The sequence below is a fragment of the Arenimonas sp. genome (assembly GCF_044353605.1).
GTDB lineage: Bacteria > Pseudomonadota > Gammaproteobacteria > Xanthomonadales > Xanthomonadaceae > Arenimonas.
The window spans coordinates 13,249-27,512 of record NZ_JBILBO010000036.1; the positions used below are offsets into that span (position 1 = coordinate 13,249).

A 14,264-nucleotide genomic window follows, 5' to 3' on the forward strand; every position below is an offset into this window, starting at 1 on the left:
CTTATTTGGCGCGGTAGGTAATGCGACCTTTGCTGAGGTCGTACGGGGTCATCTCGACCTTGACCTTGTCGCCGGTGAGGATGCGGATGTAGTTTTTACGCATTCTGCCGGAAATGTGTGCCGTGATGACATGTCCGTTTTCCAGTTTGACGCGGAACATGGTGTTGGGCAGGGTTTCCAGAACGGTGCCGTCGAATTCAATTGAATCGTCTTTGGACATGCAGAATGGGTGCTTCGGTTGAGTAAGGCACTATTTTGACAGGTTTGGCCATGAAGTGCAAAGAAAAGCCCTATGCCAAGCGGGTTTTGGCCAGATAATCGTTGATTTCCAGACCCGGAAAATGGGCGGTCCAGCCTGCTGTGACCCCGTTTTCTGCGGCATCACGGGCCAGCAGTCCGAGATAGTCCGTCCGATCCAAGCGTTGTCCGCCCAGAAGCCTTAGATGCGGGTTTTCCATCTGCGCATCAAGCCATGACCATCGCCATCCACTCAGGGTTTCACTCAGTGCAAACAGGGCGGCCGCCGATGCCTGACTGCAGTGGCTGAACATGCTTTCGGCAAAGAAGACACGCCCCAGCGTCAAGCCATATAGCCCGCCAATCAAGGTCTCGCCATCAAAGACCTCGATGCTGTGACCGATGCCCAAGGCGTGCAACTGGCTGTAGGCCGCGATCATGTCATCGCCAATCCACGTGCCCGATTGACCGGCGCGCGGTGCATCTGCACAGGCCCGGATGACGTCCCCAAACGCCGTGTCGGCGCGAATTGACCAGCTCGTTTTCCGCAATTGCCGACGACGACTGTGGCCGAGATGGACGGAGCCGGGTGCGAATCCGTAGCGCATTTCTGGAGACCACCACAGAATCGGCTCGCCGGGATTGTACCAGGGAAAAATCCCTTGCCGGTAGGCCGGAATCAGCCATTCCGGACCCAATCCGCCGCCCCAGGCCAACAGCCCATCGGGATTGCTCAGTGCTCGGCTTACCGGTGGAAAACACCCGGGCGCATGTTCCGAAAGCTGTGGTATGCGGATAGGGCTCATGCGTAGGGGGATGCTTGTTGCAACTGCAGCGCATACTCCGCCTGTGCGTTCTTTTCAGCGGCGCACCAGGCCTGCAGGGCAGGGCGAAAGCGTGTGTCGGCGATCCAATGCCGGCTATGGGTCGGTGTCGGCAGAAAGCCGCGGGCGATCTTGTGTTCACCCTGTGCGCCGGGCTCGAAAGAGGTCAGTCCTTCGCGCAGACAATAATCAATGCCTTGGTAATAACAGGTTTCAAAATGCAGACCAGGGCTCTGCTCATCGCTGCCCCAATAGCGTCCGTAAAGCGTATCGCCGCCGCGCAGAAAAAGCGCGCCAGCACGGATGCTGCCCTCGCGTTCGGCCAGTACGAACATGATTTGTCTCGGCATGGTGTTGGCGAGATGCCGGAAAAAATCCAGGGTCAGCGCCGCGGCATTGCCGTAGGCATCGAAAGTACGTGCATAGAAGGCATACATGGCCTCAAGTTCGCTTTTGCCCAGTTCATCGCCATGCAACTGTCGGAAACGATAACCCGCATCTTGGACTTTCGCGCGTTCCTGGCGGATGTTCTTGCGCTTTTTCGGCTGCAAGGCCCCGAGGAATTCCGGAAAGTCCTTCCATCCCCGGTTGCGCCAGTGGAATTGAATATCGCCGCGCGCCAGCCATTCCGGGGAAAATGCGCCGACCTCCCTTTCCGGTAAGAAATTCACATGCAATGAAGACCAGCCGCTGCGCTCGGTTTCGGCAATCATTTCATCGAGCAGAAGACGGCGTATGTCGTCATCCGGCGCCATCATGCGGGGTCCGGTGACCGGGCTGTAGGGAATGCCAATAAGCCATTTCGGATAATAATCGAGGCCATAGCGCGCATAGGCGTTCGCCCAGGCGTGATCAAAAACGAATTCGCCGTGTGAGTTGTCCTTCAGGTAGCCCGGAGCCGCGGCCACCAAGGTGTTACCGCGCCACAGTGTCGGGTGTTGCGGCCGCCAACCCCAGTCCGCACGGAGGCAGCCGGTGCTTTCAAGCCCTTCCAGAAAGGCGTGCCGCAGAAACGGATTGCTGCCGTCATGCAGGGCATCCCACTGTGTGGATGGGATTCCGGAAAGCGCCGAACATATGCGGAATCCGGTCATCGTCGCCGCCTCTCCAGCGGCCCGGATCAGGCTTCTTTGTCGAGGAATTTCTCGGCATCAAGCGCCGCCATGCAGCCAAATCCTGCCGAGGTGATGGCTTGCCGGTAGACCTGATCGGCGACATCGCCGGCAGCGAATACGCCGGGTACCGAGGTTGCGGTGGCCCCGCCTTCCAGTCCGGATTTGATGCTCAGGTAGCCGTTGCGCATATCCATTTGGCCTTCGAACAGGGAGGTGTTCGGGGTGTGGCCAATGGCCACAAAAAAGCCTTGCAGGTCGATTTCGCGCAATTCGCCGCTATGCACATCCTTGATGCGCATTCCGGTAACGCCCGTCTCGTCGCCGAGCACTTCATCCACGGCATGGTTCCATATGATTTCGACTTTGCCGGCCTGGGCCTTGGCGAACAATTTATCCTGCAGGATTTTTTCCGAGCGCAGGCGGTCGCGACGGTGAACCAGATAGACCTTACGCGCGATGTTCGACAGGTAAAGCGCTTCTTCCACGGCGGTATTACCACCGCCGATGACCGCCACATCCTGGTCGCGGAAGAAGAATCCGTCGCAGGTGGCGCAGGCCGAGACACCTTTACCCATGAATTTCTGTTCGGAGGGGATGCCGAGGTACTTGGCGCTGGCGCCGGTGGTAATAATCAGGGCATCGCAATGGTATTCCCCCGAGTCGCCCTTGAGCTTGAAAGGCCGTTCGGACAGGTCGGCGGTATGAATGTGATCGAAGATGATTTCGGTTTCGAAGCGTTCGGCATGCGCCTGCATGCGCGTCATCAGGTCCGGGCCCATCAGGCCGTGGGCATCACCGGGCCAGTTATCCACTTCGGTGGTGGTCATCAATTGGCCGCCTTGCTGCAGCCCCGTCACCAGCACGGGTTTCAGATTGGCCCGCGCTGCATAGACGGCGGCGGTATAGCCGGCTGGACCGGATCCGAGAATGAGCAGTTGGCAGTGTTTGGGGGAGGACATGGCAAAAACCGATTTGGACAGACTCATAGCTTGGGGCTTGCACCGCGATTTATCAAGCCTGTACCGGATGCAAAAAAGCCTCCGGTCCGGCTCGAAAGCCGCGCAATCCTATGTTTTAACCGTTAAACTAGAGTCAATTGCATTCGGGTAATCTGCCTGTGGCCAGAACCACCGTTAAAAACGCATCATCGCCGGACCAGCAGCGCCAGAAGTTGTGGAAAGAACTGGCACTGGTCGCCATTGCTCCGATTCTGCTTTACCTGTTGGCCAGTCTGGTCACCTATTCCACGCAGGATCCGGGCTGGTCGCGCACCGGTAGCTTGGACGGTTCTGTGCATAACATCGGCGGATTGGTCGGAGCCTATCTGGCCGATATCAGCTTCTGGTTGTTCGGATATATGGCCTACACCGTACCCTTGGTACTGACCGGTGTCGCTTATATCGGACTGTTCGGTATGGACAGTGACGGCGATGGAAGGGTCGATTTCGGGCCGGCGCTTCGGTTGCTCGGTATTGTCGGTTTTCTGGTCAGCGGCACCGGCCTGTGCCATCTCATCGGCGGTCCGGCACCGGCCCTGCCGGCACAGTCCGGCGGCTTTATCGGCGATATGGTCGGCAGAAGCATGGGCATGCTGTTCGGTGGCATGGGCGGAAATCTATTCCTTCTGACCGTATTCCTGCTGTCGGTCACGCTGGCAACGGGTCTGTCCTGGTTCGTGGTCATGGATTGGATCGGTGCCGGTGTGTTGGCTTTGATCGGCCGTTTCTCGGCAAAGACCGATCAGGCGGCGGAATGGAGCCGCACCCGCGCCATCCGCTCCGAGCGCGAAGAGGTCCGTAAAAACGAGAGCGAACGCCGCGCCAAACGCGAACCGATCAAAATCGCCGCGCCGGCGCCGACGCTGGTCGAAAAAAGCGATCGTGCCGAACGCGAACAGCAAATTCCCCTGTTCAATGCCGGTGGCGTCAGCGAGATTCCGCCACTGTCGCTGCTGGATGATCCCAGGCCGCAGGCCAAAGGCTATTCCGAAGAAACGCTGGAAACCCTTTCACGTCAGATTGAATTCAAGCTCAAGGATTTCCGGATCGATGTTCAGGTGGTCGGTGCCTATCCGGGACCGGTGGTCACCCGTTTCGAAATGGAGCCGGCGCCGGGGGTGAAGGGCAGCCAGATTTCTTCGCTCGACAAGGACATCGCGCGCGGACTTTCAGTGAAATCGGTACGTGTGGTCGATGTCATTCCCGGAAAATCGGTGGTCGGCCTGGAAATCCCGAATACCCAGCGTGAAATGATCTATCTTTCAGAACTGCTGCGCTCGAAGGAATACGATAAATCCAACAGCCCGCTGACCATCGCACTCGGCAAGGATATCGGTGGCCGTCCGAGCGTTGCCGATCTGGCGCGCATGCCGCATTTACTTGTAGCCGGTACCACAGGCTCCGGTAAGTCCGTGGCAGTCAATGCCATGGTGCTCAGCCTGCTTTACAAGGCCAGCGCCAAGGACGTGCGCATGCTGATGATCGATCCGAAAATGCTCGAACTGTCGGTTTACCAGGGCATCCCGCATCTGCTGGCGCCGGTGGTGACCGACATGAAGGAGGCTGCCAACGGCCTGCGCTGGTGCGTGGCCGAAATGGAACGCCGTTACAAGCTGATGAGCGCGGTCGGGGTCCGTAATCTAGCCGGTTTCAACCGCAAGGTACAGGATGCCATCGATGCCGGACAGCCGATTATGGATCCGCTGTTCAAACCCAATCCTGAGCTTGGCATCGAGGCGCGTCCACTCGAGGCCTTGCCCTACATCGTGGTCATCATCGATGAATTTGCCGACATGATGATGATCGTCGGCAAGAAAGTCGAAGAATTGATTGCCCGCCTTGCACAGAAGGCGCGTGCCTCGGGTATTCATCTGATTCTGGCAACGCAGCGGCCTTCCGTGGATGTCATCACCGGTCTGATCAAGGCCAACATCCCGACCCGCATCGCCTTCCAGGTGTCCAGCAAGATCGACTCCAGAACCATTCTGGATCAATCCGGTGCCGAGACCCTGCTCGGTCATGGCGATATGCTGTACATGCCGCCTGGCACGTCGCTGCCGGAGCGCATCCACGGGGCCTTCGTCAGTGATGAGGAAGTGCACCGGGTGGTCGAGCATCTCAAGCAGCATGGCAGCGGCACAGAGTACATTCCGGGAGTTCTCGAAGAAGTGCAGATGATGGGCGATGGTGTGGTGGTCGGTGCCACCGGTCTGCCGGAAGCCAGCAGCAACGGGGATGAATCCGATCCGCTTTACGATGAGGCCGTCAAAATCGTCACGGAATCCCGCCGAGCCTCGATTTCCGGCGTACAACGCCGTCTTAAAATCGGCTATAACCGCGCCGCACGTCTGGTTGAAGCCATGGAGGCAGCCGGGGTTGTCTCCAGGCCGGAACACAATGGTGATCGATCGGTGTTGGCGCCGCCTCCGGTCAAGGGTTGATATGCGTCAAAGACTGTTGATAATCCTGCTGTTCGTGATCGCCTTTCCCGTTCAGGCGCAGACCGCGCGTCAACAGCTGAACGTCTTTGCCAGTGGCCTGAAAACGGCATCGGCGACATTCCAGCAGGTGGTGACCGGGCCGAATGGGGAGAATGTCCAGTCTGCTCAGGGGCTTTTGCAGATGAAGTCGCCCAATCGATTCCGCTGGGAGTACAGCAAACCAAACGACCAGCTCATTGTGGCCGACGGCACCAAGATATGGGTCTACGAGCCTGATCTGAAACAGGTTACTGTCAAGCCACAGGACGCATTGAATCAGGACAACCCGCTGAGCGCCTTGTCATCGCCGGAAGCATTGGAGCGATTTTACAAGCTTACTGAGTTGCCTGAGCAGCGGGGTATTCGCTGGTTGCAACTCGTTCCGAAACGTCCGGAAAGCTCGCCTTTTGATAAAGCTTTGCTCGGTTTCGATGGCAATGGCCTCAGAAGCATGCGCTTGTTCGATAACCTCGGACAGGTCTCGGAATTCCGTTTCGGCAGCTGGAAACGAAATGCCGCCATCGCCGATAACAAGTTCCGCTTTACGACACCGAAGGGCGTCGAAGAAGTTCAGTAATCCAGGAGATTTTGCATGAATGATTCCATCCGCCAAAGCCCCGTCGATCGTTTTCTCGGAATCGTCGAGAAGGCCGGAAATCTGCTGCCGCATCCCGCTACCTTGTTTTTCCTGCTCACGGTATTCGTTGTCATTGCCAGCTGGTTTGCCAGCCAATTCGACTTCTCGGTAGCACACCCCAAGACCGGCGAGCTGGTTACACCGGTCAATTTGCTCAGTGCCGACGGCCTTCAGCGCATCATGGGCGGCTTGGTCAGCAACTTCACCGGCTTTGCTCCGCTGGGGACGGTCCTGGTGGCTTTGATCGGCATCGGCGTGGCCGAGCATTCCGGATTCATCGGTGCCTGTCTCAGGATTGTCGTGCTCAATGCCCCGCGCTTTCTTCTGACCCCGATTATCGTCTTTGCCGGCGTCATGTCGAACATGGCCAGCGAAATCGGTTATGTTCTGCTTGTGCCCTTGTCGGGACTGCTGTTTGTCGCTGCCGGCCGGCATCCCATCCTAGGCATTGCCGCCGCCTTCGCCGGTGTTTCCGGCGGGTACTCCGCCAATCTGCTGCTCGGCACCATCGATCCGCTGCTATCGGGCTTATCGCAGGAAGCGGCGCGGATTGTCGATCCGGCATATACAGTAAGCCCGGCGGCCAATATGTACTTCATGCAGGTTTCAACACCAATCATCACGCTGTTGGGTTGGTTTGTTACCGAAAAAATCGTCGCCCGTCGTTTTCCGGACGGTCAATATGGCAAAGGTGATGAACGCATTGAGGCGCTTTCCGCATCCGAAAAGCGTGGATTGCTCTGGGCGGGCATTGCAACGATAGCTCTGACGGCATTGGTTCTTCTGGCGACAATTCCGCAAAATGGCATGCTGCGGATTCCCGGTGAGCCGGATCTCCTTAAAGCGCTGGCCCCTTTTCTGCATGGCATCGTGGCGCTTATTTTCTTTGCCGGCGCATTGATCGGCATTGCTTACGGCGTCGGCGCGGGAACCATCAAAAGCGACAATGACGTCATCAAGGGCATGTCGGCCTCGATGGCGACACTTGCCAGTTATCTTGTTTTGGTGTTCTTTGCAGCGCAGTTCGTAGCGCTTTTCAATTGGACGCAGCTTGGTCTGATTTTCGCGGTAGAGGGCGCGGAATTCCTGAAAGCGCTCGGTCTGCCGAAAATACCGCTTCTGCTCGGATTCATCCTCCTGACCGCTTCGGTAAACCTCGCCATGGGCTCGGCTTCGGCCAAATGGGCATTGATGGCCCCGGTGTTCGTGCCGATGTTCATGCTTTTGGGGTACTCGCCTGAAGTGACCCAGACGGCGTATCGCGTTGGCGATTCAGTGACCAACATCATTTCGCCGATGATGAGCTACTTCGCGCTGATTATTGCCTTCCTGCAGCGCTATGAACCGAAGGCGGGTATCGGAACGGTGGTGGCAACCATGATTCCGTACTCGATTACCTTCTTTATTGGCTGGTCCGTTCTTTTCGCCTTGTGGGTGTTCATGGGCTGGGATCTCGGCCCGGGTGCGGGTCTGGTATATCCGAAAGCAGGATGAGTGACCTGTTCGCCAATGCCGCCTTGCAGCCCTTGGCTGAGCGGATGCGGCCCCGACGACTGGCCGACATGGTCGGCCAGGACCGTCTGCTGTCCGAGGATGCGGCCCTGCGCAAAGCCATTGAGTCCGGCCGCATCCATTCGATGATTCTCTGGGGGCCTCCGGGCTGCGGCAAGACCACATTGGCGTTGCTGGTCGCACACTATGCCAAAGCGCGATTCATTTCGATTTCGGCGGTGATGTCCGGTCTGCCCGAAGTCCGCAAGGTGCTGGCCGAGGCCGAGCAGCATTTTCTGCGTGGCGAGCCGACCGTGCTGTTCGTCGATGAGGTGCATCGCTTCAATAAAGTCCAGCAGGATGCCTTTCTGCCGTATATCGAGAAAGGCAGTATCGTGTTTATCGGGGCAACCACCGAGAATCCAAGTTTCGAGCTTAATTCGGCCTTGCTTTCACGTTGCCGGGTTCATGTCATGGATGCGGTGTCGGTTGAAGCCATCGAAACCGCGCTACGTCAGGCGCTGATCGACCCCGACAGAGGTCTGAATGGCGGCACTATAATTTCCGAGAGCCAGATGCGCAGCATCGCGCAGGCGTCTGACGGTGATGTCCGGCGCGCACTAACGCTGCTTGAAATCGCGGCAGAGGTAGCTGGCACGGAGCAGGGCGAAGTCACCGATTTGGTTCTTCAGCAGGTATTGGCCGACCGCACGCGCCGTTTCGACAAGGGCGGTGACCAGTTTTATGACCAGATTTCCGCCCTGCACAAGTCTGTTCGCAACTCCAATCCGGATGCCGCGCTGTATTGGTTCACGCGCATGATCGACGGGGGCTGCGATCCGGGCTATGTGGCGCGGCGGCTGACCCGCATGGCGGTTGAGGACATCGGTCTTGCCGATCCCCGCGCCATTGGCATCGCCCTGCAGGCCTGGGATGCATTCGATCGTCTGGGCGCGCCGGAGGGCGAGCTGGCATTGGCAGAATGTGTGTTGTATCTCTCCGTTGCGGCTAAATCCAATGCCGCCTACATGGCCTACAACCGTGCCAAGCGCGCTATTCATGAAACCGGCAGTCTGGATGTGCCGCTGCATTTCCGAAACGCTCCGACCTCCTTGATGAAGGGGCTGGGTTACGGCAAGAACTATTCCTATGATCCGGATGTGGAAGGGGGAATTGATTATGCCCAGACCGGCTTTCCCGACGCCATGGGAGAGCAGATCTACTACCAGCCGGTGGCGCAGGGTGCCGAGTTGAAAATTGCGGAAAAGTTGGCTCGAATCCGGGAATTGCGAAAAAAGCATTCCTCCCCGTGAATGGCCTTATCACGCAACGCCAAAAACAAGAAACTCCTTGCAGAACAAGGATTTCAGCGCGATAATTAACGTCCGATTTGATTATTTCCGGATACCGACCGATGTTAGACCCGATTCTTTTCCGCAGCCATCTGCCGGAAACGGCCCAAAAACTGCAGCGCCTTCGCGGTTTCGGTCTCGATGTCGCCCGTTTTGAACACTTCGAATCCGAGCGCAAACGGCTTCAAAGCCGTACTCAGGAGCTGCAGAATCTTCGAAACACAAGGTCCAAGGCAATCGGACAAGCCAAAGCCAAGGGCGAAGATGTTGCAGCCCTGATGGCGGAAGTCGCCGCTTACGGCGATGAACTCAAGGCCTCCGAGCAGGCCTTGGATGCGCTCATGCATGACATGCAAGCGGCCATGGCGGTCGTACCGAACATTCCCAATGAGAGCGTTCCCCAAGGCCGTGATGAACACGACAATGTCGAACTCAAGAAGGTCGGGCAGCCGCCGGCATTCGATTTCGAGGTCAAGGACCATGTTGCCCTCGGTGAGCGTCACGGCTGGCTGGATGCCGGTGCAGGAGTCAAGCTCTCCGGATCCCGGTTTACCGTTCTGCGTGGTGAGCTGGCACAGCTGCATCGTGCTTTGGCGCAATTCATGCTGGATACTCACAGCAACGAGCACGGCTATGTCGAGCACAACACGCCGTTGATTGTGAATGCCGAAAGCATGCTTGGCACCGGGCAACTGCCGAAATTTGAGGAAGATCTGTTCAGCACCCAGGTCGGAGACAGCAAACGCTACCTGATTCCGACATCCGAAGTCACCTTGACCAATCTGGTCCGCGATGAAATCGTCGATGACGCCAGCCTGCCGATGTGGCTGACCGCGCACACCCAGTGTTTCCGCGCCGAAGCCGGCAGCTATGGCCGTGATGTGCGCGGCATGATCCGCCAGCATCAGTTCGAAAAGGTCGAATTGGTGGCCATCGCCCGTCCGCAGGAAAGCTATGCGGTACATGAGGCGATGACACTTCATGCCGAGGCGATTTTGGAAAAGCTGGGGCTGGCCTATCGCCGGTTGCTTCTGTGTACCGGCGATATGGGCTTCAGTGCCACCAAAACACACGATCTGGAGGTCTGGCTGCCAGGCCAGAATGCCTATCGCGAAATCAGTTCGATTTCGAACTGCGAGGCTTTCCAGGCGCGCCGTATGCAGGCACGTTGGCGCAACCCGGAAACCGGCAAGCCGGAGCTGGTGCATACCCTCAACGGGTCCGGTGTCGCTGTCGGACGTTGTCTGGTGGCGGTCATGGAAAACTACCAGAATTCCGATGGCAGCATCCGAGTTCCGGCCGTTCTTCAGCCCTATATGCGCGGTAAGGCGCAAATCGGCTGACCCCCGAAAAATTCATGTAGTCACGGCACGAAAAAAGCGCAGAATGCCTCTGTGGACGTACCGCACGGCCGGGGATGCGGAAATTCAACTCTCTCTGAATGCATCGACCGGAAAAGCCTGACAGGATGTCGGGCTTTTTTGACGAAAAAAAACGCCAGACGGAGTCTGGCGCAGGCATGTAATGACCTAAAAGGAGATAAATCTACTCAGAGAGAGTCATTGCATTGTGATTCAGACACCCTGAACGCAGGCTGATGAGGTCTTGATAAAGCTGAATGATGAATGAATCGCCAGGTTTCATCGCAGATGCTCGTCATCCCAGCCGATATTTTCCCTGCGGCGGTCGGACATTCTGCGGCGATCTGGTGCTTTGCGGTCCTTTTGCATGCGGTATGCGGTCCGGCGGTCGCTATCCTGGCGGCGTTGTCTCCAGCGACCATCAATGATGGGCCGGTATTGGCACTCGCAGGTTTTTGAGGCGCAGTCCGCCAATGGCAGGGGGGAGCAGTCTCTCGCCGACATCCGGATGCGGTTGTGGTTACGGGCGAAAGTGCAGGCCGTACCCAGGTTTGGCGCGAGAAACTCCCAAGCCACTACGGACATGATGCCGGCATAACGTGACGGATTGGGCACCTTTGCCGGTATATCGGCCAGAGTCAGGATGCCGGCAGTTTTGGATTTACCCGAGGGGACGGGTTTCAGGAAATAAAAAGCCGTGCATGCGACCACGACGATGACGAGGAGTCCGATCCACATGAATGCCTCCGGCAGGTTAGTATGGTTGAAATGTTAAAAAGATTGACATTACAACCTTTTCATAATCTGATTAGGCACTGCGGGGGAATTTTCCATACATTTTTTGAAGCTTCCAGATACCGATCCTGTCTTTTGAATATTATTTAACTCATCTTCGAAACTGGCAACTGCACTTTTTTCTCCCATATCCATCCATGCCGCTAATTCCTTTCCTTGATCAGAATTTCCTGTAAATGTTGCAAGATTACCTCCATACCTAAACATCATAATTGTTAGTATGCCGAGCGCTTGATTGGCAGATTCATTATTTCCATATTTTTGTTTGATTATCTCGTAAGCTTTAGCAATGTACATGCTACAAAAGCCAATAAACTCATCAGATCCGATTTCAATATCTTGAAATTTCTCGTCTGCCAATTTTCCAAGTAATTGAATCCTATTGCTTGCACCTAATCGCCTCGCTTCATAGAATTCGGTCCTGGACTGGAAGCTGCTCCCGCGAAACTCTTTATAATCTTTCGGATTTTCGAACCCTGCCTTGGCCATAGAGCTGTTAAAGTCCGTCCACTCATTTAAAGTAGATATACCTAATTTACGGGCAGTCAAGAAATCCTCAGGTTCTCCGAAGCCTGCCTTCTGCATGTCTGCCAGAAACCGTTCCCACTCTTCGGCAGTGCTTATTTCTACTTTTTTTGCAGCAAGGAAGGTGTCCTTATCAGAGAATCCGCCAATCTCTGCGGCTTCCATCTGTGCCTTTGTATCGTAGCCACTCAGTCGATAACCTTCTTTTACCCATGCAATTAAGATCACAGAAAAGATACAAACTGATGCTATTAAGATTATCCGAAGATTCTTCATGTCATTCCCATACGTTTAGCTGGTTTATATATATAAATCTGGGCATTCCGAAATGTCAAGTTATCGTGAGTGTTAGCCCCCTGGGGAACACTTTTGAAAGGCATCGCGCTGCGGTGTGATCGGGATAATCCGTAGATAGAGAGAATCCCACAGCCTATGAGACAGGCCTGAAACGAGGCCTGGACTTGGGGTAAAAGGTGGGGTAAATTGACTTAATTAGGTGGTGTAATTGCTTTTAAGTTATTTTTTTAAAAGCCATAAAAAATGGCGGAGAGAGTGGAAGATGTTGTCCTTGGTGTTCAAGTGGCGGCCATTCCCACAATAAAACGACAGCGCTTAGTCTAATTTAATCACTCAAGCGATAAGTAATACGCTGCGAATAGTTACCTGTAGTTGGATAGCCATCATAATCCAATGCCGGCTCAAAGCGAGCGTAACGCTCCATAGATTCGCACGCCGCCTGATCTAAAATGTCAAAGCCGCTTGATTCTGTGATCGAGCAGGCAACTGCGCGCCCTTCGGCAGTGACGGTAACCCGCACGCCAACTGAACCCTGAATTTCATCACGAAGTGCTCTGGTGGGATAGTTCTCCTGAATACGCGCAGCCCATCGGCTTATGCCTTTAGCTCGAGCAGCACGTGCCTGAGAAACACTTTGAGGTAAATTTTTCTGGGCGAGAGTATTTCCACTGCTTTGGTTCTTAGGGCGAGCAATATTGGGTGAATCAGTTTGCTGAGTTCGTAAATCCATTCTGTTTAGGCTTTTTGTGTGGACGGTGCTCGCATCAGAAATTGAATTATTCAACGCCTGGTTAATAGTAAAATGCAAGCGTCCAAAACTTCCTTTCTCTCTTAGAGGAAACGAAAGATTTTCAATTGTCTGATAATATTTTCGGTCGCATTTTCGTAACACCGAGTATCCTGCTTCTGGCTCATCTGGCATGATTCCATACCTGTAAAATTCGGTCGGCTCGATGTTAGGACGAACCTTATTCATAATGTCAGCCATTTCAAATAGATTTTCAGAGGAACCAAAAATCTTTCCATCACGTTGTAAAACACCTCTTCGCACGTTTCCGTCATTGCTAATTTCCCACAAACTAAATCTGGTTATAGGTGAATAGAAAAGATAGTGATTTGGAGATTTCTTGCTGCGCCAGACCGGCCAAAGTCGGTTCACGTAAACTTCACGTTGATCAATTTCCTCATTAAACATGAACATATAAACTGACTGAGTCGTTGCGTTATATATAGTTGGGTAAGCGCGTCGTATAGTACGTTTCTTGTAATCTGACCATTTGGCTTCAATCAATTTTTCACATCCATTTTCTACCTCTGACATGCTGAAAGAAAAGCCTGACATGGCTGCTGGCCATTGCTGCATTTGTTCCCAGTCCGCATTGGCTAAAAACTCTACACGCTTTCTCTGCATCTCGGCCAGCCAGTCGCTACGGCTATGGTACCCTTGCTCCTTTGCGCTTTCATACTCTTCTTTTGTTTTCCAGCCGCCTGTAATAAATTTTTCGTGATCTTTACGAGCTACGAATTCTTTAGCTGATTCCACCCAGATGGTTTCTTTGACATTTATGTCAGGGTAAATGGTGTTTTCAGGCCCTATTTCAGTAAATACCTTCACGCACTTGTCTTTATATTTTTCAGAATATTTTAAGTCGAGATTTGCTGCATCGACACTGAATAGCTCATCCTTGCTATCACAACGGGTGCGTATACTCATGCGTACGCCATCGCTCGAATAATGGTTGACAATAGCAGTCAAGGTTACTGTCTTCCCCTCGCACTCATCGCTATACTTATCGCTGTCTCCTGCACGACAAGCAGAAAACTGCTCGGTCGTGACATCTGGATTGTCTGGACTGCCGCTGCAGGCTGAAAGCAGAGCCGCAAAGATGAGCAATATCAACAAAGACCACTTCGGCGCTGTGTTGATATTTCTAGCAAAGGTTAAGTGTTTAACATAACCAGACATAAGGCTGCCTTCGTTCAGCTAATTACATAGTATTAAGAATATATAACTGATGAAAAATAATCCAATCAAGATGATTGCCGTGGGTGCGAGCCCCCGGGAACACGGTGGCAGCGTAATGCGCTGCGGTGTGACTGGGTTAATCCGTGGTTAGAGAGAATCCCACAGCCTATGAGGCAGGCCCGAAAA

Annotated in this window: 12 protein-coding genes; 5 read left to right on the forward strand and 7 right to left on the reverse strand. The window is 54.5% G+C overall.

Annotation, left to right across the window (positions count from 1 at the left end; genetic code table 11):
* Position 1: 1 nt before the first annotated feature.
* From infA to trxB, 4 genes are all read right to left on the reverse strand, one after another.
* Positions 2–220 (reverse strand): translation initiation factor IF-1, encoded by a 219-nt coding sequence (infA, locus tag ACIQ1A_RS09720; protein ID WP_297799638.1) that lies wholly within the window; start codon positions 218–220, stop codon positions 2–4.
* 70 nt (positions 221–290) lie between these two features.
* A complete protein-coding gene (gene aat / locus ACIQ1A_RS09725; protein ID WP_395770874.1) occupies positions 291–1,043 on the reverse strand; it encodes a leucyl/phenylalanyl-tRNA--protein transferase in 753 nt (250 codons plus the stop codon).
* Complete coding sequence (locus ACIQ1A_RS09730; RefSeq protein WP_395770875.1) at positions 1,040–2,155, reverse strand: GNAT family N-acetyltransferase; 1,116 nt, start codon at positions 2,153–2,155, stop codon at positions 1,040–1,042. The genes aat and ACIQ1A_RS09730 overlap by 4 nt, the downstream gene beginning before the upstream one ends.
* 26 nt (positions 2,156–2,181) lie before the next feature.
* Positions 2,182–3,135 carry a thioredoxin-disulfide reductase gene (gene trxB / locus ACIQ1A_RS09735; RefSeq protein WP_395770876.1) on the reverse strand — a complete coding sequence of 318 codons (954 nt, stop codon included), beginning with the start codon at positions 3,133–3,135 and terminating at the stop codon, positions 2,182–2,184.
* Positions 3,136–3,287: 152 nt separating this feature from the next.
* Here trxB and ACIQ1A_RS09740 point away from each other — a divergent pair, with 152 nt between their 5' ends.
* The 5 genes from ACIQ1A_RS09740 (at position 3,288) to serS (ending at position 10,477) form a co-directional block, all read left to right on the forward strand.
* Positions 3,288–5,615 (forward strand): DNA translocase FtsK, encoded by a 2,328-nt coding sequence (locus tag ACIQ1A_RS09740; protein ID WP_395770904.1) that lies wholly within the window; start codon positions 3,288–3,290, stop codon positions 5,613–5,615.
* A gap of 1 nt (position 5,616) precedes the next feature.
* Positions 5,617–6,231, forward strand: a complete 615-nt coding sequence (gene lolA, locus ACIQ1A_RS09745) for an outer membrane lipoprotein chaperone LolA (RefSeq protein WP_395770877.1) — start codon at positions 5,617–5,619, stop codon at positions 6,229–6,231.
* A gap of 15 nt (positions 6,232–6,246) precedes the next feature.
* On the forward strand, positions 6,247–7,785 hold the full coding sequence (locus ACIQ1A_RS09750; protein WP_395770878.1) for an AbgT family transporter: 1,539 nt from the start codon (positions 6,247–6,249) through the stop codon (positions 7,783–7,785).
* Positions 7,782–9,095 (forward strand): replication-associated recombination protein A, encoded by a 1,314-nt coding sequence (locus ACIQ1A_RS09755; RefSeq protein ID WP_395770879.1) that lies wholly within the window; start codon positions 7,782–7,784, stop codon positions 9,093–9,095. The genes ACIQ1A_RS09750 and ACIQ1A_RS09755 overlap by 4 nt, the downstream gene beginning before the upstream one ends.
* 101 nt (positions 9,096–9,196) lie before the next feature.
* Positions 9,197–10,477 (forward strand): serine--tRNA ligase, encoded by a 1,281-nt coding sequence (gene serS, locus ACIQ1A_RS09760; protein WP_395770880.1) that lies wholly within the window; start codon positions 9,197–9,199, stop codon positions 10,475–10,477.
* A 297-nt stretch (positions 10,478–10,774) separates the two neighbouring features.
* Here serS and ACIQ1A_RS09765 read toward each other — a convergent pair whose 3' ends face one another.
* From ACIQ1A_RS09765 to ACIQ1A_RS09775, 3 genes are all read right to left on the reverse strand, one after another.
* The gene (locus tag ACIQ1A_RS09765; RefSeq protein WP_395770881.1) at positions 10,775–11,233 is read right to left on the reverse strand and encodes a hypothetical protein; all 459 of its coding nucleotides are present in this window, start codon (positions 11,231–11,233) and stop codon (positions 10,775–10,777) included.
* 48 nt (positions 11,234–11,281) lie between these two features.
* Complete coding sequence (locus ACIQ1A_RS09770; protein ID WP_395770882.1) at positions 11,282–12,091, reverse strand: hypothetical protein; 810 nt, start codon at positions 12,089–12,091, stop codon at positions 11,282–11,284.
* Between the two features lie 346 nt (positions 12,092–12,437).
* Positions 12,438–14,078, reverse strand: coding sequence for an energy transducer TonB (locus tag ACIQ1A_RS09775; RefSeq protein WP_395770883.1), 1,641 nt, complete (start codon positions 14,076–14,078; stop codon positions 12,438–12,440).
* Positions 14,079–14,264 lie beyond the last annotated feature (186 nt).